The following is a 26,751-nucleotide window of genomic DNA, read 5'->3' on the forward strand; positions in this document are numbered from 1 at the left end:
TATGAAGATTCGAATTGAACAACTGAACCCCATTATCGGGGATCTCAAAGGGAATAAATCACTTATAGTCGAAGCACTTTCCAGCGCAGAAAAGTCCGGTATGGATCTACTGATTCTTCCGGAAATGTCACTGACCGGTTATCCGACTCAAGATCTATTGGAGGTGCAGGCTTTTCGGGATGAGTGCTATAAAATCAATGATGAGATTATTATGTTAACCGGAAGTACCGCCCTGCTTTTTGGTTCAATTACACCGAATAAAAAGCAGTTTGGGCGCAAAGTGTTCAATTCTGCACTTTTGGCAAAAGATGGGGTTCTCCTGGGTACGGTTCATAAAACACTTTTACCCACCTATGATATTTTTGATGATCTGCGATATTTTGAACCCAATGATGAGTTCAACTGCATCGACCTGGATGGGATAAAGCTTGGCGTAACGATTTGTGAAGACATCTGGTACAATGAAAACGAAGTTCAGTATCACACCTATCCCATAAATCCGGCCGAAGAATTAAAAAAGTTGGGTGCAGATATAATTATTAACATCTCAGCATCTCCTTATACAAATACCAAGCATCAAAACCGCGAAAAAATGCTTCAAAATCATACCCGGAGGCTGGAGTTGCCACTTCTGTACAGCAACCAGGTTGGAGCACATACCGATGTGATTTTCGACGGGGATTCAATGGCAATAGATGCGAAAGGCAATGTGATAGCCCGAACCAAAGCGTTTGAACCATCCTTTGCTGATGTAGAACTTGATAACAAGTCAGGAAATGTTGAGCCTTTGGGCGATCGTGATCAGAACGTAATTTATCCGGCACTGAAAGCAGAGCGACAGTTTTCTGCAATCCGACTTGGGTTGAGAGATTACATTGAAAAAACGGGTGTTGCGGACAGCGTGGTATTTGGTTTAAGTGGTGGCATTGATTCTGCAGTTGGGTGTGCACTTGCGGTTGAAGCCCTTTCCCCGGGGCAGGTAAAGGCAATCACACTGCCGGCTGAATTTTCAAGTGAGGGGAGTGTGACAGACTCCAGGGAGCTTGCGAAAAATCTCGGGATTGATCTTTTTGAAATTCCGATTCAGAAAATTTTTGAAACATTCAGATCAACTTTGGCACCTGTTTTTAAAGATGAACCGTTCGGAGTCGCTGAAGAAAACCTTCAGAGCAGAATTCGTGGTACAATCTTGATGGCCTATGCCAATAAGTTTGGTAGTTTATTGATGGCAACGGGAAATAAATCTGAGTATGCCGTCGGTTACGCAACTCTCTACGGAGATATGAATGGAGCTTTGAGTTTAATCGGAGACCTTTACAAAACGGAGGTGTATGAGATGGCAAAATGGCTCAACAGCTCCTATTATCGGAAGGAAGTTATTCCGGAAGCGATCATTAACAAAGCACCGAGTGCGGAACTGAGGCCGGACCAGAAAGACAGCGACAGTTTACCTGAATATGAAATACTCGACAAGCTGCTTTTCAACTACATTGAACTTCAGAAAAGCCGCTCACAAATAATTCACGAAGGATTTGAAGTCGCTACAGTAGATCGGATTCTTAAACTGGTTGATTACAATGAATTTAAGAGAAATCAGGCAGTGCCTATACTTAAAGTGAGTTCCAAATCGTTTGGAAGCGGGAGGCGATGGCCAATAGTACAAAAATGGACGGCAAACCGGACATCGTTTTAAAAACCAGATCGAAGCTCTTATTTTGATTCTCAAATTCCGAAACTCTGGTGAAATTGTTACTTTAGAAAAGACTTTAAAAACTCTAACCACTACTCCATGAAGCAAACGGTACTTCTGCTAATAACTTTTTTCGCACTTCATTCACTGCATGCTCAGGCACAGACATCCGGTGAGATAGAAATCCCATCTAAATTGCTTCCTTACTCTAACCCATTGACGGATACAAACCGGGATAAACCGGTAATGGAAATTTCTGCCGAAAGGAGTGAGCTGGATAAAGAAGTTTTAAGACGGATATCAGATATATACCGTATTCAAGTACTTGCAATTGATGCCCAGGTTCAGGGTGATCTTGTACAGGCCGAAACCTACATTAACCGTGCTTTTGAGGGGATTCAAACTCTTATGACAGACTACCCTGAAGTGCAGAATAACCGCCGTTTTGCGGAACTCTACCGAACCGTGATGGCTGAGCACAGCGAGTTTTATGGTATTACGGAAGCTCGGAGAGAGACCGAAGGAGATATTTTTGAAGTACAGGAGGAACTGTTTTCTGAACAGGATGACTGGATTGCTGAAGGGTATGCACTGCCCGACAATTTGACCATCAACCAAACGGATGTTCCGCTGGTTCAAAATCAGCATGTCAACAGACATTTGATGTACTACACCTTGCGTCGACCGGATGTAATGGAGCGTTGGCTGGAGCGGTCAGAGTACTACTTTCCAATGATGAAAGAAATTTTTGCTGAGGAGGGAGTTCCTCAGGAGTTGATCCATCTTTCTATGATTGAGAGTGGATTGGTGCCCACAGCACGCAGCTGGGCCAGTGCTGTTGGATTGTGGCAATTTATCCGAGCAACCGGCGCTGTTTACGGCCTTGAAGTTAATTGGTGGGTTGATGAGCGAAGAGACCCTGTAAAATCCACAAGAGCTGCTGCTCAGCACTTACGGGATCTGTATGATATTTGGGGCGACTGGCATCTATCGCTGGCCAACTACAATCTGAGTCCGCGAGGCCTTCGGCGAGCGATCCGGGCTGCCGGCGGAGTAGAGGATTACTGGACAGCTTACCCCTATTTACCGCGAGAGACCAGGGGGTACGTTCCCGGTTATATTGCAGCAACCATGATCGCCATGAATCCCGGTGAATTTGGTTTTGAAGTGGAACCAACCGGCAGAACCTATCAGTATGATATAGTGGAAGTGGATGGTTTGATGCCGCTTGAGGATTTGGCAAAAGCCGCAGGAATTTCACTTCAGGAAATCAAAGATTACAACCCTGAACTGTTACGCTGGGCTACTCCTCCCGGAGATAAATATCCGCTGAAGCTCCCGGTGGGAATCCAAGATGAATTTATTGCTGCATATCAGGAGATCCCGAAAGATTCTCGTGCATCCGAAGTAGCTATGCACACCGTAAGCAGCGGCGAAACACTGGGCTATATCGCTCGCCGCTACGGTACTTCTGTGAGAGCACTTTATGAGACAAATGAAGGCTTGAACAGTATGATTCATCCCGGACAGAGAATCGTGGTGCCTGTTGCACCGGGTTCGCAAGAACAAATTGCCACTAACCGACCTACAAACAGCTCCGGTTCATCATCAGGTCAATCACAAAGACAGCAGGTACAGGCTCCGGCCAATACCACTCCGGTAACTTATACGGTAAAAAGCGGTGATACGGTTGGCCATGTAGCTGAGTGGTTTGATGTGAGGGCTTGGCAGGTTCGCTCTTGGAATGGAATCAGTAACACGATTAGGGTTGGGCAACGGTTAACAGTTCACGTACCGAGTCAGCATGCAGACTATTTTAAACAGATTGACGGATTGACCTACGCACAAAAGCAGGAGGTAGAACGGCGTCAGCGCAGTGGAGAAAATATCTATGCCCTACGCTTTGAGGGAGACACCACCACACCTTCTGACGAAATTCGGTACACCGTTCGACGGAACGATACACTCGGTAGCATTGCCCGACGGCATGGGGTATCAGTTTCAGCAATTCAGCGGGCAAACAACATCAACGGAACAACGATTTACCCCGGTCAGTCACTGATTATTCGCCGTTAAGCAGAAAATATAGACATTGATGAAAGCTGTATCCAAAAAACGAATTTTACTGTCGCTGGCAGCTTTCATCATTTTTGCGGGAGCTTTTGCTCAATCGAACGATCTCTTCTTTCAGATCAAAAAGCAGCTTACCATTTTTAGCGATGTCTATAAAGAGGTTGCCGTTCGCTATGTAGATGAGGTAAGCCCCGAAAGGCTGATGAAGAGTGCAATTGATGGTATGCTTTCCGGCTTGGATCCTTACACATCGTTTGTGGATGAGGGAGAGCAGCAGCAACTCGAAATTTTGTCATCCGGTTCTTATGGCGGAATCGGTATTGAAGCCGGTTTTAGAGGAGACAGAATTGTTGTCGTTGCCCCCATAGACGGATATCCTGCACAGCGAGCCGGTATTCGCCCGGGAGATATAATAGAAGAGATAAATGGGGTGAGTGTTGAGAACAGCACACCTGATGAAGTTCAGCGTCTGACTATAGGAGATGTGGGAACCAGAATTGAGATAGTCATTTCCAGGAGCGGAGTCGATCGACCGATTTCATTTGAGCTGGAGCGTGAAAGAATTGAAGTTAGAAATATCAGCTATTACGGTTTTGCAGATGGCAACCAATCGATTGGATATGTGCAGATTAACAGATTCGGTAACAGAACGGGCGAGGAGCTGCGAGAAGTTCTTACAAAACTGAAAGAACAGGAAGGTCTGTCGGGGATCGTTCTGGATTTACGAAATAATCCGGGTGGACTTTTAAATGAAGCTGTTGAAGTTGTTGATAAATTTCTGGAACCCGGTGTAACGGTTGCAGAGACCCGAACGCGATATGAAAGTCAAAATGAGACGTATGCAACAGAGGAGCCCGCTCTGTTTGATGATCTGCCGGTTGTTGTACTCATAAACAGTGGAAGTGCAAGTGCATCTGAGATTGTTGCCGGTGCTCTGCAAGATTTAGACAGGGCGGTTATTTATGGGGAGAAGAGTTTTGGAAAAGGATTGGTTCAAACGATTCGTCCGCTCTCGTATAATACGTCAATGAAAATGACCATTTCGAAATACCTTATTCCGAGCGGTCGCAGTATACAGTCTATAGATTATCGAAAAGATACCCTTGAGGAGGTTCGGACTTTTAGAACCCGAAATGGCCGGCCTGTGCGAGACGGAAACGGAATAGAACCCGATGTTCATTTAGAATCAGACATACATTCTGAACTGGATATTGCATTGAAAAGGGATAATCACTACTTCTTTTATGTAAACGACAAAATTGCGGAAACTGAAAACAACGAGATTCCTGATAACCTGTATCGTACATTTGTACAGCATCTAATTGAGAGTGGTTTCTCATTTGAAACCTCAGCAGATGAACATTTGGATGCTCTTTCGGAACATTTTAAGAGCAGTGAAGAACAAGGTAATTCACAACGTCATCTCACAGAGTTGAAGGCACTTCAGCGGGATCTGAAAGTTGCCCAGCTGTATGATAGCAGACCATTTATTGAAAATGAACTGCAACGAGAATGGATTTCTCAAACGTTAACCGGTGATGAGCGACAGCAAGCGTTACTTCGGTTAGATATAGCACTGCAGGAATCGATAGAAATTTTACGAGACTCGGTAAGATACGAGTCCATTTTAAGACCATAACTTTGGGTAAAGCAGATCTACATACGCATACGACCGCCTCAGACGGGGCTTACAATCCGGATGAACTTTTAAGAAGAGCCAGGGAGAAAAAACTAAAAACTCTCTCCATTACAGACCACGATACAATTAAGGGGTATTTGAAAGCAAAAGATTCAGCCCGGGAGATGGGAATTGAGCTGCTCCCCGGTGTTGAAGTGAGTGCTGTATGGGGTGAACGAGAAGTTCATATTCTGGTCTACTGTTTTGATGAAGAAAATGCAGAATTTGTACAGATGCTTCGAAATCAAAAACATGCCAGGGTAAAACGTATGCAAAAAATTGTGGAAAAACTTCAATCTCAGGGATTGGATATTTCCATGGATGAAGTAAGAGCCGAGGCCGGAGTTGGAAATATTGGCCGGCCACATGCAGCATCTGTACTGATTGACAAAGGCTATGTTGCATCCATAGCAGAAGCATTTATCCGATACCTCTCCTCAGAAAAACTGGAACAGATTCAAACTGAGTATATTACTGTGGAAGAGTTAATCCGTATTTCCAAGCATGCAGGGGGCGTTTTGTCACTTGCACATCCCGGACCTCTTTACACACAGGACGAAATTCAACAACTGATTTCCCTTGGAATTGACGGATTGGAGTGTATACATCCAAGTCATAATTTTAACCTTCAGCGTACGTTTACAAAACTTGCTTCTGAAGAGAAACTGCTGGTTACCGGCGGCAGTGATTTTCATGGAAAAGGGAAAAAAGATTACGATCCTTACTTTGGAATTGTAACTCTGGGTGAACAGCATGTATTTTCACTGAAACGGATGGCGCGCAGAAGACGCGAATTGATAAATTAGAAAATGGACTTATGCCTGAGATAGAACTTGAATCAGATGAGTTGTTTAATAGCAAAAAGGTTGCCGTTGTAGCAGCGAAATGGAACTCATTTGTTACCGATGAGATGCTCGAAGGGGCTGTGGCTGCGTTGAAAGCCAAAGGGGTTAAGACAGAGAATTTGTATATCATGCGATGTCCGGGTTCTTTTGAGCTACCGCTTTCATGCAAGTACTGCATCGATAATCTTCAAGTGGATGCAGTGGTGGCAATTGGGGCGGTCATTCGCGGAGGAACACCTCACTTTGATTTTGTTTGTGATGCGGTTACCCGTGGGATAACAGACCTGAATATGGAGACCGGAATTCCGGTTGCTTTTGGTGTGCTTACAACCGATACTGTGGAGCAGGCAACAGAACGGGCCGGCATGGATAAAGGAAATAAAGGTGCGGAAGCGGCTCTGTCGGCGTTGGAAATGATTCGTTTGAAGGATTCCATTAAATAATTAAACCTTGAATATCGCAACTATTCGCGCTATTTTTTAAAGCTTCAAACACCTCATCAAATTATTGCATTGGAACCACTAACACTGACAGATCAAACTCAGAGCGAAGAGGATAAAAAACTCCAGTCGGAGGTTATATCTTCCGGTTCCATTCCCAAACATATAGCTATTATAATGGATGGGAACGGACGATGGGCCAAGGATAAAGGTAATATTCGCCTTTTTGGACATAAAGAAGGAGTAGAGTCCGTTCGTGATATCACAGAAAGTTGTGCCCAGCTTGGGGTAAAACATTTGACTCTCTATGCATTTTCAACCGAGAATTGGAATCGGCCTGAAGATGAGATTAACGGTTTGATGAAATTGTTGGTTAACTCTCTGAAGAAGGAGGCTGACCGTCTGAACAAAAATAATATCAAACTCTCGTCCATCGGTCAGATCAACCGTTTGCCCGCGTCTTGTCAGCGTCAATTGGAAGAGGTGAAAGAACTGACAAAGGATAACGACCGGCTGGAACTATGCCTGGCGCTCAGTTATTCGGGAAGATGGGACATTACAGAAGCGGTAAAAAAAATTGCCCTGGATGTTGCAGAGGGGAAAATTTCACCGGATGAGGTAACCGATGACAAAATCGGTTCTTACCTTTCAACGGCAAATGTTCCGGACCCTGATTTGATAATCAGAACCAGTGGAGAGTACCGCATCAGCAACTTTCTGCTCTGGCAGCTGGCCTACTCAGAGCTCTATATTACAAAAACGTACTGGCCTGATTTTCGAAGAAATGAGCTCTATCAGGCAATATTTTCCTACCAAAAGCGTGATCGTAGATACGGGAACGTGAAAAACGGATATACCAAAAAGATATCCGCAGCAGTTATAAATAAAATTATCTCTTAAAGAAGTAATTATCTATCACGTGGTCAATTTCAATCGACTCTTCATTTGCGCAATCTTATTTTTTATCGGATTGGTATCACTTCAGCAAGCAGTTGCTCAGGATACAAATTTCAGAATACAGGACCCGACCTCAATCTCACAACTTGAATATGAAATTCGGGAAATAACCGTATCCGGACTGGTGACAGCACGTGAAAGCTATCTGATTAGCAGCAGTGGGCTTCGTGTAGGTGACCGGATTTCAATTCCCGGAGAGGAGATCTCCGAAGCGATTCGACGTCTGCATAGAACCGGGCTATTCTCAGATGTAGAAATTGAATATGAACGTGTTTCCGGTGGTGTCAGAATTCATATAAAAGTTCAGGAACAGCCTCGTCTGCAGCGTTATGAGCTCGTTGGCGGTAAGCGGTCGCACCGCAGGGATCTTCGTGAACGACTTAACCTTATTTCCGGATTTGCCGTGACTAACTCAGTACGGAATCAGGCGCTGAATACGATCTATCGTTACTACCGGGAAGAGGGCTATTGGAATACGGATGTAAATGTTGTTGAAGAAGTAAGTGATGATGAGAGAAACCGCATCTCCCTAAGGTTTGAAATTGATCCGGGTGAGCGAATTAAGGTGCGTGAAATCAACTTTTCCGGAAATGAGGAGTTCAGCAATCGAAAGCTGAGAAAAGAGTTTAGCACAATTAAGCAGGATCGCTGGTGGAGGATTTTTAAACGCCATGTCTATACTCAGGACGAATATGAAGAAGGGATTCAAAACGTACTACAATTCTATCGAAATAACGGTTATCGCGACGTTCGAGTACTTGAAGATTCCGTATATGTAGATAACTGGAGAAGAAGTAAAGACGGTGTGATCTTTGACATCGAAATTGAAGAGGGGCCGCAGTATAGAGTCCGAAACATCAATTGGGAAGGAAATACGGTTTATACAGATGAGGAACTAACTCAAGCTTTCGGTTTCCAGAAAGGAGATGTGTTCAATGAATCAAAATTTCAGGAAAACCTGGAGTTCAGACGCGATGACGGTGATATTTCAAGTCTTTATCAAAATATCGGTTATCTCTTTTTCGATGTATATCCAAATATTGAAATTGTACAGGGCGATTCTCTCGATTTGAATTTTGAGATTGTCGAAGGGGAGATTGCAACGATTCGAGAAGTTGAATTTGCCGGCAATACGAAGACTCACGATGATGTGGTTCGTAGAACGCTTCGAACCGTACCGGGTGCTACTTATAGCAGATCGGCGATTGTGCGGTCCATTCGTGAACTGGGGCAGCTCGGTTATTTCAATCCTGAAGGTATTCAGCCCGATCTCCAGCCTGATCCGGAAAACAATACGGTAGATATTCTCTACAACCTGGATGAAACACAGGGAACCGATAATTTTGAGTTCTCCGGTGGTTTTGGTGGGCGACAAATTGGTATAATTCTGGCCGCTCGAGTTAATTTCAACAACTTCTCAGTTCAGAGAATGTTTGAGCCAGGAGGTTGGAATCCAATTCCCTCTGGTGATGGACAGAGATTATCGCTCGGTGTACAGGTTACAGGTCGCGGCTATCAGAGTTACAACTTCAGTTTTACGGAGCCGTGGCTGCGAGGACGCCCTACATCGTTGGGAGTGAGCCTATCGTATGACTTCCTGAACTACAATAATCGATCGATTGGCGGTATTGCTCAGCCAGACAGGAGAAATGAGCTTTTTTCTGCGAGCGTGAGTTTGGGAAGACGTCTGCAGTGGCCGGATGACTATTTCCAGCACAGAACCATTTTGACCTACAATCACTTTAATGTTGCCGGTTTCAGTGGGATCTTTGAAGACGGCAGGGCCGACCTGTTGACGCTTCGTCACGTAATTGAGAGAAACTCGACAGATAACCCAATCTCACCGAGATTTGGATCCAAGTTCAGTATTTCCGGCGAGGTTGCCATTCCACTGCCCAATTTCCAACAGTTTTACAAAATCAAATCATCCTACATGCACCATCAGACCTTGGTTGGCAAGCTGGTATTTAGTGCCGGTGCAGAGTATGGGTATATGGGATACCTGAGTGACAGCGGGCGAAGTAACTTCCAACGTTTCTTCCTTGGTGGTACACAGATACAGCAGCGTCAAAACTTCCTGAACGACAATATTGACTTACGCGGTTTTCCGGGTGGTTTTAACGGGGTAATATCGCCGCTTGATCCAAATCAAAATCTGGTAGGCGGGCGTGTATACAATAAATACACACTCGAGCTGCGTTACCCTGCGGTGTCATCCGAACAGATTCAGCTAATTCCCTATGCATTTGTTGATGCAGGAAATACATTTAATGATTTGAATCGGTTTGATCCGTTTGAAGTGAAGCGGGCCGCAGGGTTTGGTGCACGTATCTTCCTCCCGATTTTGGGACTGGTTGATCTGAGTTACGGTTATCGACTGGATGGTACTCCTGCATCAAACGAAGGACAGGGATTGCGAGCGGGTGAATGGGAGTTCTTGTTTAATATTGGAGCTCCATTTTAAATAGGTGACGAGATGAAAAAACTTCTCTGTTCCACAATAATTTTGCTTTGGGTTGGTTTTGAAGTGTCGAATGCTCAAAACCAGAAAATCGGGTTTATCGATACGGATGTGATTATGCAAAATATGCCCGAATATAGCGGAGTGGAGCAGAGACTCAATTTATTGAGCGAAAACTGGCGGCAGGAGATCCGAGAGCTTGAACAGGAGCTGCAGGAACTCCGGGAAGATTTTGAAGCCCGTGAAATCCTTTTTACCGATGAAATCCGGGAGGAGCGTCTGCAGCAAATTGAAGCTAAAACACGGGAGCTTGATCAAATGATCGAAAATCGTTTTGGTCCCGAGGGCGAATATTTTACTCGTCAACAGGAACTGCTCGAACCGATTCAACGTCAGATTTTCGAAGCCTTGAATCGTGTTGCTGAGCGTGATAATTTTGACTTTGTTTTTGACCGGGCACAAGATACACAAATGCTGTTTGCCCGGCAGCAGTGGAACCTAACCGAAGAAGTGATGTTAGAATTAGGGTTAGATTCATCAAGAAATTAAAGATTATAAATTTTAACTTAGGGCGCTTAAATCAAAAGACAATTTATGAAACAGACAATTCTGACAGCACTATTCATACTCATGCCACTTACTGTGTTTGGGCAGTTAAAGGTTGGCATTATGAATCCGGACGATGTACTTGACGCACTGCCGGAAACCGAACAGGTACAAAACGAAATTCAACAATTTATTGAACAGCGACAAGCTGATTTTCAGAATCGCTATCAGAGCTGGATCGAAGATCTGACTGAATTTTCTGAGCTGGTTGAAGCCGGTGAACTTTCTGAAGCAGAACAGGCGCGCAGGGAAGAGCAGCTTCAAGAGCGGCAAGAAGAACTTGCCAACCTTGAAAACCGCATTCAGCGGCAGATTCAACAGCGACAAAATGAACTTTTTAATCCGCTTTTAAACCGTGTAGATCAGGCTATGAGTGATGTAGCCGAAGAGTTGGGATTGGAATTTGTGATCAATAAAACGGCCAGTACGGGCGATCCGATTGTCTATTATGCCTCAGATCGCGGTGTTGATATTACAGAAAGAGTTATTCAAAAACTTACACAGAACTAATACGAACCCTCTATTATCATGAAAAAAGTATACACATTAGGATTTATTTTTCTCGTAGCAATCTCAACAGTTATGGCAACTCCTGCGGTGCAAGCTCAGGATATGAAAATTGGCTTTGTTGAGCCGAGAGCTGTATTGGAAAGAATGCCGGAGATGAGAGCGGTTCAACAGAGACTGCAAAATTTTGCTGAAAGAAAACAGAATGAGCTCATGGAGAAGGAGCGCGAACTTCAAACTGAAATTGAACTCTATCAGCAAAAAGCGGGTGTAATTTCTGAAAATGCACGTCAGCAAGAGGAAGAGCGCCTGACAGCTATGGATACAGAATTCCGTCAAATGCAGCAGCAAGCTCAGCAGGAGATGGCACAGCAGCGAGCTCAATTAATGCAGCCGTTACTTGAGCAGATTCAGCAGGCAATTGATGCTGTGGCAGCTCGTAAAGGCTTGGATTACGTATTGAATACAACAACTTCAGGCGGAGATGTGATCATTCTTTACGTATCACCAAACATCCGGGATGAGTATGATATTACCGATGAAGTGATGGACGAGCTGGACATATAAGCATTCGCCATCAAATTTTTTAAAAGGCAGGATCATTCAGTTGGTTCTGCCTTTTCTATTATCCGGTATTATGACGTAATATGAGTTGATCGCATAATTTGGCATAGATTACGGCATAAACTCTTGGATGTGAACCGGACTATCTCACATTTTTTCTTCTGTTGCGGATGTAATCTTCAAAAATGTATCCCCCCAGTTCATCCAATGAAGAGTAATAGGCTCGCCCCTTATTTGCTTTCGTAAGTTCCCTTACAAAGTTTTGCAGATACGGATCCCGTGCAATCATAAATGTAGTAATATTGATCTGATCACGCTTACATTTTACAGCCTCATCCAGAACTTTATTGACGATTTTACGATCCAGACCGAAACTGTTTTTATAGAATTTTCCATTCTCGATCATACAGGAAGGTTTCCCATCTGTAATCATGAATATCTGTTTATTGGCAAACTTCTTTCTCTGTAAGATATGGCGTGCCATCTCAAGAGCTTGAAGGGTGTTGGTATGGTAAGGACCGACTTTTAGATAGGGAAGCTCTTTCATCTCAATTTTCCAGGCGCGGTTTCCGAATGCTACAATATCGAGCGAATCCTTCTCATAACTTCCTGAGATCATTTCAGAAAGTGCCATTGCCACTTTTTTGGCCGGTGTGATCCTATCCTCACCATAAAGGATCATGGAGTGGCTCAAGTCGATCAGGAGTACCGTAGCAGTGGATGTGTGGTGATCGGTGTTGTAAACCTCAATGTCGTCCTCTCTGAGATTGAATTGATCCAGTGAGGTGTGCTTCAAAGCATTCATCAGCGTTCCGGTACTGTCGATGTGTGCAGTATCGTCGCCATGTTTCCATGAACGAGTTTCCGGTTGGCGCTCAAGTCCCTTACCCGTATGTACAGTTTTATGTCCCCCAACACTCCCCTTCTTTAATTGGGAAAAGATCTCTTCCAACGCTTTTCTCCGAATGCTTTTTCCTGTTTTAGAGGTAGGAACCATTCTCTGTTGATCCTGATCGTGTTTGATATATCCTCGTTCCTGCAGTTCCTGTATGAAGTCTCCGAGACCGTAATTTTCATCGAACTGGTCGGTAACTTTATACTCTTCATCAATTTGGTTCATCCATCGAAGAGCCTGAGATACATCTCCTCCGGAAATGGAGAGGAGCTCCTGGAAAAGATTAAAAAGAGTATCAAAAGGAGATTGTTGACCTCTGTTGAAACGGTCTGACCATTGAGTATATCTAAAATGCATAAAGGAATATTTCGGTTTCTCTTCTGCCGTCAATTTAATAAACTCACTCTGATTTAAAATCATTGCAATAAAGCCGGAAAAATTTATAAATGTACACTTACGAAGAGAAGCTCTGGAGTGAAGGCTACAGACGTATAATGGGTTTGGATGAGGTTGGCAGAGGGTGCCTGAGTGGTCCCGTTGTGGCAGCAGGAGTAATTATCAAGCCGGGAGTGAAATTGAACGACACGGTTACTGACAGCAAGAAACTCTCAGATACAAAACGAAGGTCACTTGCAGAGGAGATTAAACAAAAATCAGAGTTTTGGACGATTCAATACTGCACTCCCCGGGAGATTGATAAGTTCAATATTTTAAAAGCGTCCATCCGAGCAATGGTTAAATGTTCGGAGCAGAACAGTGCTCAGCCCGACTATCTGCTTGTGGATGGAAATCGATTTACAGACTCACTCATTCCCTATGAATGTGTGATTAAAGGGGATGATAAATCGGCATCAATCGCCGCGGCTTCAATTCTGGCTAAAGTTTACAGGGATGATTGGATGGTGAGATTACATGAAGAATTTCCTCACTATGGATGGGATTCCAATGTCGGTTATCCCACAAAAGTACACTATGAAGGTTTGTCGGAATTTGGGTTTACGGAGCATCACCGAAGGAGTTTTAAACTGAGAACGAATAAACCTTATGATGCCCGCAATTAACTATAGATGCTGAAGGAGCGTTTGTTGAGATCAAGATTCAGACAAACTGCAAGCATAATGGTATTTGCCAAAAACGCCGATCCGCCATAGCTCACAAAAGGAAGCGGCACTCCCATGATTGGGAGCATAGCTGTGGCACTTCCAATATTTATTATAAAGTGGGTAAAGTAGAGGAACGTAACTGAAATTATGACCAACTGGGCAAATGGATGCTTGTGTGAACTGGCCATGCTCATAAGCCTTAGAAAAAGAAACAGATAGAGAATAACCAGAATGGATGAACCGATAAAACCGAACTCTTCACCAATCACACAGTAAATGAAATCTGTCCACTGTTCAGGCAGGAATCGGAGTTGTGTTTGGGTACCCTCGGTAAATCCTTTTCCGGTAAGACCTCCCGAACCGATGGCAGTTGTTGCCTGTAGTACATTCCAACCCGCTCCCTGCGGATCTAACGATGGATTTACAAACGCCTCAACTCTGGCTTTTTGATGTGGCTTTAAAATGTGCTGCAGACCTACTTCTGTGCCAACTATGACAACCAGGCCGAGGATTAGGGCAGATACAGAAAACCAGCGACTCTTCTGTAGAAAGAGGACCGTTACAGCAATGATCAATGCAGAAATTACTCCGTAGATCAAGCCGATAACAGAAAAATATCCGATTATTGCCGGTGAAATCATGATGAGTGAGACGCCATAGGGCAGTCCTGACCAAAAAAGAACGACCGGTATGAGGGCGATCATAACTAGAGCGGTACCGGTGTCATTTTGCAAGATTACAATTATGGCCGGGATCAAAATTAAAAGAATGGTTATCAGTGCCGTCCGGATGTTATTAGCAGACATATCCCGTTTATGAGTCAGGTAGTTAGCAACGGCTAGCACGGTTGCAAACTTAAGAAACTCACTTACCTGTAACCGCATACCAAAAATGGAGAGCCATCTGCGACCACCCCCTACTTCAATTCCTACAAAAATGGTGATGATTGCCAGGATAATTGTAACTCCATAAAACAGGTAGGCAACTCCCTGGAATGTTCGTGGAGATGTAAACTGAATGGCAATCAGGGTGACCAAAGAGAGACCAATCCAAACACTCTGTCTCATGAAATTATTCTGAATATACTCCGGCAGGAATCGTGCTACTGGACCCTGCGTGGCACTGTAAATGGCTGTCAGCCCAAAAACAGCAAGAGCAGCCCAGGCAAAAAGTACCGGCCAGTTAAAGTCATTCGAGCTGCGCATCTACTTCCTCCTCTGCCGGGTTTTCAGTTCTTGGTTTGAAATTCAGTACATACTCATAGATCCAGTTTCTGGTTGGGCTGATTTCACCATTGAAATATTTCTCAATGAGCAGTCCTGCAATGGGGGCCGCGGAGATCGATCCGTACCCGGAGTTCTCTGTAAGTACTGCAATAGCAATCTGAGGGTCATCCATCGGGGCAAAAGCAATGAACCAACCATGGTTTAACCCATGGGGATTTTGTGCAGTTCCGGTTTTTCCGGCTACCTCAATGTCCGGTAAATTGGCATAAAATCTTCCGCTTCCTTCTGTTACAACCTGTCTCATACCACTTTTAACAACTGAAAGCTGATGCTCTTTAATCCACTCAATTTTTGTTTTTTCAGGATTGGTATAGCGAATGTCATTTGAACTGTACCGAATCTGATTGACCAGATGGGGCTGAACTCTGTATCCGCCATTTGCAATCGAGGATACCGCTACGGCCATTTGTAATGGAGATGCGGAGACCAATCCCTGACCGATACCGAGGTTTATAATATCACCGATACTCCATCGGCGTACGCCAAACGTTTGGTCAAGGTAGGTGCTGTCCGGAATGATGCCTGTCCGTTCTGAAGGGAGGTCAATTCCATTCAATGGACCCATTCCAAAATCCGTCATTAGATTAGCCCAAGTATTAAGCCGACCGCTTGTTGCAATCTGGTCCATCATCCAGTAGAAAAAATAGTTACTCGACTCAGCAATCGACTTCTCAATGTCATATCTGCCCGGATCGGCAAGGTCTCCATATCTTCGTCCCCGCTGATAATAACCGGGGTTATTCAAAACTGTATTCTCTGTAAAAAGTCCCATCTCAAGCCCGGCAAGTGCCATGAAGGGCTTGAATGTGGAGCCGGGAGGCTGCCTGCTTGAGATTGCACGGTTGAAGAGCGGGGTCTTGGGATCTGTATTGATCTGTGCCCAATATTCGAGATCCATCCGTCCGGCCAGTCGTGTAATATCATATTGAGGGGCACTCACCATGCTTAAAATAGCTCCGGTATTGGGATCCATAGCCACCAATGCACCGCTTTTATTCTCCATGAGCTGCTCGGCCATTATCTGAAGCTCGGTATCAATAGTGGTAATCAAATCTCCTCCTTTTTGAGGGGCTGTATCTAATTCACCATTATTAAACGGACCGAGAGCCTGGCCGTAGGCATTAACCTGAACATATTCACTGCCAAGTTTGCCACGGAGGTGTTCTTCGTAAACCAATTCAAGGCCGCTTTTCCCGATTTTATCACCTAATCGAATTCGGTCGGATCGCTGATACTCCTCCCGGGAGGCTTCCCGAAGGTATCCGAAAATGTGCGAAGCCTTCATTTCTGGGTGGTAATTTCGTTTACTGTCAACCTGGTGCCCAATACCGGGAAGTTGCCACAAATTTTCCTGGATAATCGAAAACACCTCGAAAGGTACTTCGGTAAACAGCCTTGAGGTTCTCTGCCACGAATATTCCTGTGCCGTCTGAATTCTGGCCAATACAAATTCCTGATCCAATCCCAGTAGATCCGATAGGAGAGGCAGTTTAGCCATATCAAAATTGGCGGGGGTGATGGTTATGGAGTAGATGGGTTGATTGTCAACCAGTATTGTACCATTCCGGTCGAGGATTAAACCGCGGGCGGGGTTTACCATTTCCATCCGTAATGAGTTTTGCATACTCATCGGTGAATACTTCTCGTAGTCAACGATTTGAAGCTGAAAAATCCGAGCAAAAAGAATCGTAATGCCTAATATGATCACACCCTGCAGAATGCGGATCGACATTTTTGTCTGTTCCGGATTTCTTCTTCTCGCCATAATTACCTGTCAGTTCGAACCAAGTGCAGAAAACTTCCAACAATCGCCGTCATTAGTGGACTTACAACCGTGAGGCTTATAAAAACATAACCGGACGAATAGGTTTCAGAGAAAAGCGTGAGCCCAAAGAAAACCAAGTTATGCAGATAAGCGACACCCAAAATAATCAGAAAAACTTGCCAGAAGATAAACCTGTTTTCTGATATACGATTGAGATAGCTATGTAGTATAAATATAGTGAGTGTTTTTGAAAACATATGCAGCCCCCACAAATCAGTGAACGCATCCTGGAATAGTGCCAATAGTGCTACCAATATCAGGCTCTCGCTTTTGTTATGTTTTGTGCAGAGCCAAATTGCATAGATCAGGATCAGGTCTACCTCTCCATCAAACACCCGAAGGTTTTTGAAAAGTAAAACCTGGATAAAAACCATCCCGGTTCCAATCAGAAACTTTTTAAGAAGGTCGGATTTAATCAAAACAGCTCCTCCTGTTGTTCCATCAGATTATTTATGACCGTATCCGGTTCAAATGCAACCACAAAAGCTTCAGATAGTGTAAACAGATCTGCATATGCACGCACAAAAATAGTTTGGGTTTCAACTCCCCGGCCGGGCTGAATATCGGTAATTTCACCGATAGGAATTCCTTCGGGAAATCGATTGCTGGCTCCGGATGTTTCAACAATTTGGCCCACATCTACCGGAATGGTTTGAGGCACGTATTGAAGAATCAACTCATTGTTTTGGCCGGTCCAGGAGACAATTCCATAAGCCCTGGAGTTTTGAATACGGGCACTTACCCTGAAAAGAGAGTTGGAGTAGGGGAGAACCTGTGCATAGTGATTGGCGGTGAATGTGACCTGACCTACGAGTCCGTCAGAATTAACCAGAGGCATTCCGGATTTTACACCATCCAGGCTGCCTGCATTAACAGTCATAGAGTTATTTATTCCCCTAAGTTCCTTTGCAACAATCTTAACAGGAATCATTGGGTGCTCACTCTCCTCGCGCAGGTCCAGAAGTTCACGAAGGATACGGTTCTGCTGTTCAACAGACCTGAGCCGGCTCAGTTCATCCTGCATTTGAATATTTTGACGCTGGAGATAGGTATTTGATGTGAGCGCCTGTCTGTATATCCGGATATTCGAAAGTGGCTGCTCCAGATAACTGAGTACAGTGATAGAAACTTTACGAGCGTTTTGCAAACCGCCTTCATGCCTGCTAACCATCAAGCCTGTGGCAAAAAGCAGAATGAAAGCAGCTATGATGTAATCTTTGGCATCAGCTAAACGTCGCATTCAGGTTTTTGACGGTTAAGAAATTACACTTCTGTAGTAGTCAATATCTTCCAGAATGGCTCCGGTTCCCCGCACTACGGCAGTCAGCGGATCTTCGGCAATATGCACCGGCAGATCCGTAGTTTCCATGATGAGCTTATCGAGATTCTTGAGGTTTGCTCCACCGCCGGTAAGCATAATACCGCGATCCAGAATATCGGCAGAAAGCTCAGGAGGAGTTTGCTCAAGAGATTTTGTAATCGCTTCAACAATCGTATTTACTGATTCGGAAATGGCTTCTCTAACATCCTTAGAAGTAACCTGTCGTGTTCTTGGTACTCCATTTACCAGGTCACGACCTTTTGTAATCATTTCAAGCTCTTCATCAAGTGGTGCGGCTGAACCAATTTCACATTTAATTTTTTCAGCGGTTCGTTCACCAATCAGGAGGTTATGATTTCTTCTGAAATAGCTGATGATGTCGTCATTCAGCTCATCACCGCCTAACCGAACAGACTGTGCATAAACAATTCCGGATAGTGCTATAACAGCAATTTCTGTTGTTCCGCCACCAATATCTACAATCATATTTCCAACCGGTTCGTGAACATCAAGTCCGATCCCGATTGCAGCAGCCATCGGTTCATCCACCAGGTACACTTCCCGTGCTCCGGCATGTTCGGCGCTGTCGCGAACGGCTCTGCGCTCTACCTCGGTAATACCACTCGGTACGCAAACCACCATTTGACGAGTGGTTGAGTACCATTTCATCTTCACCTTTTTGATCATCCCCTTGATCATCTGCTCAGCCACTTCAAAATCTGCGATTACACCATCACGCAGCGGACGTACAGTACGAATATTCCGGTGTGTTTTTTCGTGCATCAGGCGTGCTTCGTGCCCTGTTGCTACCGGTTCGTTCTGGTTGTTGAGAGCAACAATGGAGGGTTCGTTCAGAACAATTCCCTGCTCCCGGGCATAGATCAGTGTGTTTGCGGTGCCAAGGTCGATGGCAATATCTGTATAAAGAAAGTCGAAAAGGCCTTTCTTGGTTTGATTTTTTCCATCCTTAGGTTTTGTCTTCGTAGGGGTATAGGTATCCGACATCGAAATGCGTGGCTTTTTCGGTTAATTTTAAAGAGCAACAAATGAAAATACGATTTTGACGCTCTATTTGCGAATTCAACTTTTCGCGAATATATAGATTTACATTCAGTGTTTGAAGTGCCGTTTTCCGGTAAAAATCATAGCCAGATTGTGCCTATTTGCAGCTTCTATCACTTCCTCGTCGCGAATACTTCCTCCGGGTTGTATGACAGACGTTGCTCCGGCTTCTGCGGCCGCTTCCACACCATCGGCAAATGGGAAAAATGCGTCCGAAGCAATGGCGCATTCGTCCAGATCCAATCCTTCCTTGCGTGCTTTTTCAATAGCAATTTCTGAACTGTCAACCCGGCTGGTCTGGCCGGTTCCAATTCCGAGTGTCTGACGGTTTTTAGCGTAGACGATTGCATTGGATTTTACATGCTTCACTACTTTCCAGGCAAACAGCATATCGGCCAGCTGTTCGTCTGATGGGGTTCGTTTAGTTACATTTTGCAATTCATTACTGCTTAATGAGCCAGAATCCGCTTGCTGTACAAGTGCACCGCCAAATACGGAGCGAACGTTCAAAGTCCGGTCTGCATCAGGAAACTTCAGCACCTTGATCAATCTTCTGTTTTTCTTTTGGGTCAACAGTTCGGTGGCTTCGGCACTGAAGGATGGGGCAAGAATAATTTCAGTAAAAATTTCATCAATTGACTGAGCCGTCTCAATATCAAGGGTTTGGTTCACTATCACGATTCCACCAAACGGAGATACTTTATCTGTGGCAAACGCTTTCTTGTACGCCTCATTCAGCGTGCTATCGGATGCAACACCACAGGGCACAGTGTGTTTGAAAATGGCAACGGTTGGATCGTCCTTCTGAAAATCTGCCATCAGATTCAGGGCGCTGTCTATATCAAGATAATTGTTGTAACTAAGTGCTTTTCCGTGAAAACAATCGATAAAATCTGCCTGGTTTCCATAAATTCCGGCTTTTTGATGCGGATTCTCACCATAGCGGAGATCGTTGGATTTTGGCAAACTCACAGTGAGCTGATCGGGCAGATCAAGCTCATCAATTCTGGTGAAATAATCAGAAATGGCTGAGTCGTAGTCAGCAGTGTGTTCAAAAGCTTTTCGTGCTAAAAACCTTCTGGTTTTGAATGAAATACCCTCTTTGGAATTAAGTTCATGAATGAAACTCTTATACTGATCAGGGTTGGTTAAAATACAAACGTGTGCAAAATTTTTGGCAGAAGCGCGAACCATAGTCGGTCCACCAATGTCAATGTTTTCAGTGGCAATAGCCGGAGTTACACTCTCATCACTCACCGTTTTTTTGAAAGGGTAGAGATTGACGACAACCAAATCAATTGGCTTAATCCCAAGCTTTTCAATCTCCTGATTATCCGGTTTATGACTTGTTCGAGCTAAAATCCCTCCATGAATATGCGGATGGAGAGTTTTCACTCTGCCATCGAGGCACTCAGGGAATCCGGTGATCTCGCTCACATCTTTTACAGGGATCCCCTCATCGCGTATGACTTTGGCAGTCCCTCCGGTACTGATAATTTCAACGCCATTTTTATGCAGTTCATCTGCAAGTTTAGTGATTCCTGTTTTGTCAGAAACGGAGAGAAGTGCACGTTTGATTTGAAGAGATTGCTGAGGGAGTTCAGAAAGAGGTTTTAATGCCACGGAGTAGATAATTTTAGTTTAGTAGTTCTGCGATTACTTCTGGTAGGAGTTTGTGTTCTTCTTTTAAAACATTCTTTGCCAGCGATTCCGGAGTGTCATCTTTTGATATAGGAACCGATGTTTGCCGGATGATGTCACCCTGATCGTAAAACTCATTTACGTAGTGGACTGTACATCCTGAGACTTGTTCACCGGATTCAATAACAGCACGATGAACATTCATTCCATAAAATCCTTTCCCACCAAACTTTGGGAGCAGGGAGGGATGGATGTTAATGATCCGGTTTCTGTATTGATCGATCACAGCCCCGGGGATTTTTTTAAGAAAGCCTGCAAGAACAATTAAGTCCGGATCCCATTCATTGAGCTTTTCTAAGAGCTGTTGTTCCAGTTCAGCCGAGGTAGTGGCAGTAAGAATGTAATATGGGATTTCAGCTTTTACCGCTCGATCAATTGCGCCAATTCCTGCTTTTCCGGCAATTAGTCCGGAAATAGTGGCGTTGATGGTGCCGTCTTGAACAGAGTCAATTACTGCCTGAAAGTTGGTGCCGGAACCGGATGCGAGAACGACGATTTTTTTCAACGCTGTTATTTTTGCTATGAACTGTTCGGCAGGAAGATAGGTAAAGATGACAGATTTGTCACCCGGAATATATTATAAAGGTTCAGTGGATCTGTCCTGAACCTTTGGAGTTTCACCACCCTGCCGATTGATTCGAAAAATGTGATAGTTGTTGAAACTCCATACAACCTGATTTATTGTGATCTTGATGACGGTAGCAATGGGAATAGCCACAAGCATACCCAAAATTCCTGCGGTTTGGGCACCAATCATAATTATGAAAAGAATAGCTACGGGATGAATATCTGCAGATTTAGAAAAGATGAGGGGCTGTAATACCACATTGTCCAATATCTGTGCAAACAGAACCGCCATTATACTCGGTAAAACCAGTGAGAAATCACCGGTTTCAATAATTGAGATAATAATTGAAAGGATGTATCCAATTAGCGGACCGAAATAGGGGATGGAATTGGCAATACCGATTGCAATCCCGACCGAAGCTGCGTTATTGAGTCCGGCAAATGACAGGGCCAGCCATGCCGCAATACCGACAAGTGTACACTGCAAAGCGACACTTCGGAAATAGTAACCTAAGCGTGTTTCAATTTTATCAATCAGTGTAAGAGTAGATTCAAAATATTTGTTTGGTACCAGTTCAAGAAGGTCTCGCCGAATTTTAAAACCATCTTTGAGAAAGAAAAATGTGGCAAATGGGATAATCAAAAATGCAGCGAACAGATTTGTGAAAATTCCGATCAGATCACTCAAAATGTCTGAAAACCGACCAATATTGAAAAAATCTCCTGCCAGTACTTCAATATTTTCTCTTAGGTAGCCCGGAGGGATAAAATCGAGATACTCCCGTAATTGAAGCTCTACCTGGTTGGCGATAAAAATCATGTTGTCGATTGTAAGCTGGCGCGTTAAACCGGCCATTTGGTTTGCCACAATCGGAATTACACTTGTCGATATCCATGCAATTAATAGAATAACGGAAGAGAGGGTGACCGTAATGGCCAATGTTCGGTTCATGCCGGAAGACTGCATGCGGTTAACAATTGGATCAAGCAGATAGCTAAGCAGCATAGCGATCAATGCATAGGCCACAAGGTTGATATAGTTGAATACAATCAACCCAACAATTGTGAGGGCGGCAATTCCAACCACCGTCTTGAATATATTTTCTGGTGTAAGGTTTCTAAACATCAAAGCTGTCTTTAACCAAGCTAATCGCCTTTTTGATTACTTCGCCGGAGAATCCCTTCCCGGCCAGATACCGGTACATTTTCTGTTTGCGTTTAAATGGGTCAGTCTCCCGCATGTAGCGACGTTTCTTTTTGTGTAGTAAATCTACACAAATCTGATGTTGGTCCAAATTGTTGGTTAGATCTTTTACTGCTTTATCTGCGTGATCTTTGCCAATTCCTTTTTTTAGTAGCTCACTTTTGATTTTTTTCGGACCCCACTGTTTGAATTCTGCCTTATCAGCAGCAAATTTCCGGGCAAAATCGAGATCGTTTAACAACCCTTTTTGGTCAAACTCATTCAGGATTTCATTCATCATTTCTGTGGAAAATCCCTTCCGATATCCTTTTTGCCGCAGTTCGTGTGAGCCGTGATCCCTGCGGCTGAGGTAGTCATAAAACGTATCCTTAATTTTTTGATACTCCTCAGCCTGCTGAAGCTGTTCAAATAAAAAGGGCGTTAATTCAACGCCCTTTTTAAGTTTGTAATCAATAAGTGTTTGTGCTGAAATCCCAATCAGAAATGTTTTTTCATTGAAAAGAGAGAATCGATCAGCACGCTTTTTCTGTGGTGATATCGATGTAACCTTCAGAGGTAACTTATCTGAAATGTCTCTTTTTTCATTCGTCTCTTTTTTCCAATTGGGTTTCATGGTTACTCTTCAGCAGCTTCTGCTTTTTCTGCCTCTTGCTCTTCCGGTTCAAAGTTATCCGGCATTAACTTCTTACGTACGGTTAGCTCAATCCGGTTTGCCAGCTCTTCATCCTCTTCCAGGAACTGTATTGCCGCATCGGTACCCTGCCCGATCGGTTCTCCATCATAACGATACCAGCTTCCCCGTTTTTCAATAATGTCGTACTCAACGGCAAGGTCTAACACTTCATTGATTCTGGAAATGCCCTGACCGTACAGAATATTAAACTCCACAACTTTAAAAGGCGGTGCTACCTTGTTTTTTACAATTTTGGCTTTGGTTCGGTTACCCAATACGTCGTCACCTTTTTTGATGGAGCCAATTCGGCGAATATCAATCCTTACAGAAGAGTAGAATTTAAGCGCTCGCCCACCGGTTGTGGTTTCAGGATTACCAAACATCACACCAATTTTTTCACGAACCTGATTGATAAATACGCAGGCAGTTCTCGTTTTGCTGACAACACCCGTGATTTTTCGAAGTGCCTGAGACATCAATCTTGCCTGAAGTCCCATGTGAGAATCTCCCATTTCCCCTTCAAGTTCAGCGCGCGGTACAAGTGCGGCCACAGAATCCACGACAATTACATCCAGTGCGCCTGAACGGATCAGTGTTTCGGTAATTTCAAGCGCCTGCTCACCGCTGTCAGGCTGCGATACCAGAAGCTCATCGGTATTGATTCCCAGGTTACGGGCATACTTGGGATCGAATGCGTGTTCAGCATCAATAAACGCTGCGTAACCGCCCTTTTTCTGTGCCTGTGCAATTATTTGCAGGGCAAGTGTCGTTTTACCACTGGCCTCAGGCCCATAAATTTCTGTGATCCTCCCTCGTGGAATACCGCTCACTCCCAGTGCATAATCGACCATGATGGAGCCGGTAGAAATGGCGTCTACCTCGTTATAGGGATTGTCACCCAAGCGCATCACAGTTCCTTTACCATGCTGCTTTTCTATCTGCCCGATTGCTATATCAATTGCTTTTGCTCTGTCGTTGTTGTTCTTTGCCATGGTAATGAAATTAGAGGTTGTAGAATTATTTCTGTTGCAAGCTAATCAATTTCAGTGTCAACATAGTGTCATGCATCACAAAAATAATATATGTTCAATGTATATGTATGATACAAATTCGGCGACTTCCTTACAGAATTATTTTGTAATTTTTTTAGAACGTTACGTTTTGCTCAAACTTTGTTTAGAATAAACTTTTTGGGAAGGTTATAATCGAGAGCACCAATTCCAAAAAGTGCGTAGTCATAACGTGCCGGATCATCCGGGTTCATAATTTTGAGAGATTCTGTAAGTTCGTTTACAGTTTTCCAGTCATCGGATCGCCGTGTTATCAAGCCGTATCGTCGGGCCTGCCGAGCAACGTGAACATCAAATGGAACCAGCAGTTCTGACGGTTCAATAAAATTCCAGATGCCCGGATCCACCGGACTATCTTTACGTATGGTCCAACGTAAATACATATAAAGCCGTTTACAGGTACTTCCTTTTTCGGGATTAGAGATATGTTTTCGGGTTCGTTCGGCCAGATCGCTGCTTTTTTCGAAAAAACGTTCGTGAAAAAGTGCCAAAAAAGGGCGGTCTTGTTGAAGTCCGGCCCGGTGGCACTCAGCCCAGAACTCTTCAAAGTCTTCATATTCAAGATAAATCTGCTGCAAAGCCAGCACCATTCCGTGGATGTCGATCGGCTTAAACGTTCTGTGCTTGAAGCCGGTCAACCGATCAAACTGTTTCTGGGAGTAGCCCATTACAAACTCAAACGGCTGATAGTGCATCCGTTTCAGCAGATCGTGCACTTTGGAAATAACAATATCTCGTCGGCCCCATGCCATCGTTGCAGCCAGAAAACCTGCAATTTCCATATCCCGTTTATCTGTAAAAAGATGCATGAACTGTACCGGGTCGTGGGGGATATATCCCGGTTCTTCCACTTCGTCATTCATCCGGTCGAGCAGGGGTTTGAGTTCCATCAGAGATTTGATCGATCTGCCGCGAAGTTTTGGCTTGTCGTTCATGAACGTGTAAAAGTTGTCAGGTCAGATTGCTCGAGCTCGTGCAATTTTTCGATCAGCGTTTTATTGGCTTTCGGAAATGGGTAACGGTCGATCTGATTGAGTGTAACCCACTGGATTTCTTTGCCCGAAATGGGTTTGGGTGAACCATCAACAATTGAGCACCAAAAGGCGTGCATCGTAATTTTGAAGTGTGAATAGGCGTGTTTGAGCTGCATGAACTTGTCAAATACCTGAACGGAAACACCCAGCTCTTCACTCAGTTCGCGGCTGACGGTCTCTTCAATTTTTTCACCTTTCTCCTGTTTGCCGCCGGGGAACTCCCAAAGTCCGCCCAGCATTGCGTCATTCGGGCGCAGGGCTATGAGCAGTTCATTCTTCTGATTGACAATCAACCCAACACCAATATGGTGATGAGGGACCTTTTTTGCCGGAGATTTGTAGGGAATTGTGTCAGTTTGAACTGTTTGATACGCCACACAGTCTACAGATAGGGGGCAATCTTCGCATTTGGGGTTGGTGGGAGTACATACCGTTGCGCCCAGCTCCATCACAGCCTGATTGAAATCACCCGGACTATTTTCGGAAATCATCTCATCGGCCAGCCTCTGAATTTGCCGTTTGGTTTTTCCGGAGCGGATATCATTTTGAATACCGAAATATCGGGCCATTACCCGAAGTACATTCCCATCAACTACGGCATGTTTCTTTTCAAATGCGATACTCAATACTGCGGCAGCTGTGTAGGGTCCAATTCCTTTCAGCTTTGTGATGGTTTTGTAATCATCCGGAATTTTGCCGTCAAATTCATCAACCACCATTTTTGCCGCCTGATACAGATTGCGTCCTCGGCTGTAGTAACCCAGCCCTTCCCAAAGTTTTAAAACTTGTTGTTGATTCGCTTCCGCCAAGGCGTGAACGGTAGGAAAAGCTTCCAGAAAACGGTGATAGTAGGGAATAACGGTATCGACCCGGGTTTGCTGAAGCATGATTTCAGAAACCCATATTTTGTAGGGCGAGTCGGTATTTCGCCAGGGCAGGTCCCGTTTATTTTTCTGGTACCAGTCGAGTAAATCTTGAGCTGCTTTTCCGGATCCCTGCACTACTGATTATTTTCGGTCTCAGATTCATTGATTTCTACGACCCGAATTTCAAAATCCTGAGATGCTGCAGCACCATACTGATCAGTGGCAATGACCTGAAATCGGTGAGATCCGACTTGACGAACATTCGGGGTCCAGGTAAAACGACCAGTTTTTTCATCAATTCTGGCTCCATCCGGGAGATCTAC

25 protein-coding genes are annotated in these 26,751 nt (G+C 44.3%); 11 read left to right on the forward strand and 14 right to left on the reverse strand.

Annotated elements, in window-relative coordinates; translation table 11 throughout:
* Nucleotide 1 precedes the first annotated feature (1 nt).
* The 10 genes from BG260_RS01680 to BG260_RS01725 all read left to right on the forward strand — a co-directional run bounded on the left by BG260_RS01680 (nucleotide 2) and on the right by BG260_RS01725 (nucleotide 11,824).
* The gene (locus BG260_RS01680; protein WP_069130216.1) at nucleotides 2–1,693 is read left to right on the forward strand and encodes an NAD+ synthase; all 1,692 of its coding nucleotides are present in this window, start codon (nucleotides 2–4) and stop codon (nucleotides 1,691–1,693) included.
* Nucleotides 1,694–1,789: 96 nt separating this feature from the next.
* Complete coding sequence (locus BG260_RS01685; protein ID WP_069130217.1) at nucleotides 1,790–3,766, forward strand: LysM peptidoglycan-binding domain-containing protein; 1,977 nt, start codon at nucleotides 1,790–1,792, stop codon at nucleotides 3,764–3,766.
* Between the two features lie 19 nt (nucleotides 3,767–3,785).
* Nucleotides 3,786–5,402, forward strand: a complete 1,617-nt coding sequence (locus BG260_RS01690; protein ID WP_069130218.1) for a S41 family peptidase — start codon at nucleotides 3,786–3,788, stop codon at nucleotides 5,400–5,402.
* A 2-nt stretch (nucleotides 5,403–5,404) separates the two neighbouring features.
* On the forward strand, nucleotides 5,405–6,247 hold the full coding sequence (locus BG260_RS01695) for a PHP domain-containing protein (RefSeq protein WP_083750031.1): 843 nt from the start codon (nucleotides 5,405–5,407) through the stop codon (nucleotides 6,245–6,247).
* Between the two features lie 11 nt (nucleotides 6,248–6,258).
* A complete protein-coding gene (gene ribH / locus BG260_RS01700; RefSeq protein WP_069130220.1) occupies nucleotides 6,259–6,729 on the forward strand; it encodes a 6,7-dimethyl-8-ribityllumazine synthase in 471 nt (156 codons plus the stop codon).
* A gap of 69 nt (nucleotides 6,730–6,798) precedes the next feature.
* Nucleotides 6,799–7,626 (forward strand): isoprenyl transferase, encoded by an 828-nt coding sequence (locus tag BG260_RS01705; protein ID WP_069130221.1) that lies wholly within the window; start codon nucleotides 6,799–6,801, stop codon nucleotides 7,624–7,626.
* 70 nt (nucleotides 7,627–7,696) lie between these two features.
* The gene (gene bamA, locus BG260_RS01710) at nucleotides 7,697–10,147 is read left to right on the forward strand and encodes an outer membrane protein assembly factor BamA (RefSeq protein ID WP_245683872.1); all 2,451 of its coding nucleotides are present in this window, start codon (nucleotides 7,697–7,699) and stop codon (nucleotides 10,145–10,147) included.
* 12 nt (nucleotides 10,148–10,159) lie between these two features.
* The gene (locus BG260_RS01715) at nucleotides 10,160–10,693 is read left to right on the forward strand and encodes an OmpH family outer membrane protein (protein WP_069130223.1); all 534 of its coding nucleotides are present in this window, start codon (nucleotides 10,160–10,162) and stop codon (nucleotides 10,691–10,693) included.
* A 45-nt stretch (nucleotides 10,694–10,738) separates the two neighbouring features.
* The gene (locus BG260_RS01720) at nucleotides 10,739–11,260 is read left to right on the forward strand and encodes an OmpH family outer membrane protein (protein WP_069130224.1); all 522 of its coding nucleotides are present in this window, start codon (nucleotides 10,739–10,741) and stop codon (nucleotides 11,258–11,260) included.
* Nucleotides 11,261–11,278: 18 nt separating this feature from the next.
* A complete protein-coding gene (locus BG260_RS01725) occupies nucleotides 11,279–11,824 on the forward strand; it encodes an OmpH family outer membrane protein (protein WP_069130225.1) in 546 nt (181 codons plus the stop codon).
* Between the two features lie 139 nt (nucleotides 11,825–11,963).
* Here the strand turns inward: BG260_RS01725 and BG260_RS01730 are convergent, their stop codons facing one another.
* Nucleotides 11,964–13,073, reverse strand: coding sequence for a vWA domain-containing protein (locus BG260_RS01730; protein WP_069130236.1), 1,110 nt, complete (start codon nucleotides 13,071–13,073; stop codon nucleotides 11,964–11,966).
* 89 nt (nucleotides 13,074–13,162) lie between these two features.
* Here BG260_RS01730 and BG260_RS01735 point away from each other — a divergent pair, with 89 nt between their 5' ends.
* The gene (locus tag BG260_RS01735; protein ID WP_069130226.1) at nucleotides 13,163–13,777 is read left to right on the forward strand and encodes a ribonuclease HII; all 615 of its coding nucleotides are present in this window, start codon (nucleotides 13,163–13,165) and stop codon (nucleotides 13,775–13,777) included.
* Here BG260_RS01735 and BG260_RS01740 read toward each other — a convergent pair.
* The 13 genes from BG260_RS01740 to BG260_RS01800 all read right to left on the reverse strand — a co-directional run.
* A complete protein-coding gene (locus tag BG260_RS01740) occupies nucleotides 13,774–15,024 on the reverse strand; it encodes an FtsW/RodA/SpoVE family cell cycle protein (protein ID WP_069130227.1) in 1,251 nt (416 codons plus the stop codon). The genes BG260_RS01735 and BG260_RS01740 overlap by 4 nt on opposite strands.
* Nucleotides 15,008–16,870: a penicillin-binding protein 2 gene (gene mrdA, locus BG260_RS01745; RefSeq protein ID WP_069130228.1), complete on the reverse strand. Its 1,863-nt coding sequence runs from the start codon at nucleotides 16,868–16,870 to the stop codon at nucleotides 15,008–15,010. Before mrdA ends, BG260_RS01740 begins: the two co-directional genes overlap by 17 nt.
* A 2-nt stretch (nucleotides 16,871–16,872) precedes the next feature.
* Nucleotides 16,873–17,349 carry a hypothetical protein gene (locus tag BG260_RS01750; protein WP_083750032.1) on the reverse strand — a complete coding sequence of 159 codons (477 nt, stop codon included), beginning with the start codon at nucleotides 17,347–17,349 and terminating at the stop codon, nucleotides 16,873–16,875.
* Nucleotides 17,346–18,170, reverse strand: coding sequence for a rod shape-determining protein MreC (gene mreC / locus BG260_RS01755; RefSeq protein ID WP_245683873.1), 825 nt, complete (start codon nucleotides 18,168–18,170; stop codon nucleotides 17,346–17,348). The genes BG260_RS01750 and mreC overlap by 4 nt, the downstream gene beginning before the upstream one ends.
* A 15-nt stretch (nucleotides 18,171–18,185) precedes the next feature.
* Nucleotides 18,186–19,256: a rod shape-determining protein gene (locus BG260_RS01760; protein WP_069130229.1), complete on the reverse strand. Its 1,071-nt coding sequence runs from the start codon at nucleotides 19,254–19,256 to the stop codon at nucleotides 18,186–18,188.
* Between the two features lie 105 nt (nucleotides 19,257–19,361).
* The gene (gene purH / locus BG260_RS01765; protein WP_083750033.1) at nucleotides 19,362–20,936 is read right to left on the reverse strand and encodes a bifunctional phosphoribosylaminoimidazolecarboxamide formyltransferase/IMP cyclohydrolase; all 1,575 of its coding nucleotides are present in this window, start codon (nucleotides 20,934–20,936) and stop codon (nucleotides 19,362–19,364) included.
* A gap of 13 nt (nucleotides 20,937–20,949) precedes the next feature.
* Complete coding sequence (purN, locus tag BG260_RS01770) at nucleotides 20,950–21,519, reverse strand: phosphoribosylglycinamide formyltransferase (protein WP_069130230.1); 570 nt, start codon at nucleotides 21,517–21,519, stop codon at nucleotides 20,950–20,952.
* Between the two features lie 72 nt (nucleotides 21,520–21,591).
* Nucleotides 21,592–22,707, reverse strand: coding sequence for an AI-2E family transporter (locus BG260_RS01775; protein ID WP_069130231.1), 1,116 nt, complete (start codon nucleotides 22,705–22,707; stop codon nucleotides 21,592–21,594).
* On the reverse strand, nucleotides 22,700–23,398 hold the full coding sequence (locus BG260_RS01780; RefSeq protein WP_069130232.1) for a regulatory protein RecX: 699 nt from the start codon (nucleotides 23,396–23,398) through the stop codon (nucleotides 22,700–22,702). Before BG260_RS01780 ends, BG260_RS01775 begins: the two co-directional genes overlap by 8 nt.
* A gap of 2 nt (nucleotides 23,399–23,400) precedes the next feature.
* A complete protein-coding gene (recA, locus tag BG260_RS01785) occupies nucleotides 23,401–24,450 on the reverse strand; it encodes a recombinase RecA (RefSeq protein WP_069130233.1) in 1,050 nt (349 codons plus the stop codon).
* Between the two features lie 173 nt (nucleotides 24,451–24,623).
* Entirely contained in the window at nucleotides 24,624–25,463 is an 840-nt protein-coding gene (locus BG260_RS01790; RefSeq protein WP_083750034.1) for a TIGR02757 family protein, read from the reverse strand.
* Nucleotides 25,460–26,563 carry an A/G-specific adenine glycosylase gene (gene mutY / locus BG260_RS01795; protein WP_069130234.1) on the reverse strand — a complete coding sequence of 368 codons (1,104 nt, stop codon included), beginning with the start codon at nucleotides 26,561–26,563 and terminating at the stop codon, nucleotides 25,460–25,462. The genes BG260_RS01790 and mutY overlap by 4 nt, the downstream gene beginning before the upstream one ends.
* A partial coding sequence (locus tag BG260_RS01800) for an Ig domain-containing protein (RefSeq protein ID WP_176719410.1) occupies nucleotides 26,563–26,751 on the reverse strand: 189 nt, incomplete at its 5' end. The genes BG260_RS01800 and mutY, both read right to left, overlap by 1 nt.

Origin of the sequence: Rhodohalobacter halophilus, assembly GCF_001715195.1 — a bacterium.
Lineage (GTDB): Bacteria > Bacteroidota > Rhodothermia > Balneolales > Balneolaceae > Rhodohalobacter > Rhodohalobacter halophilus.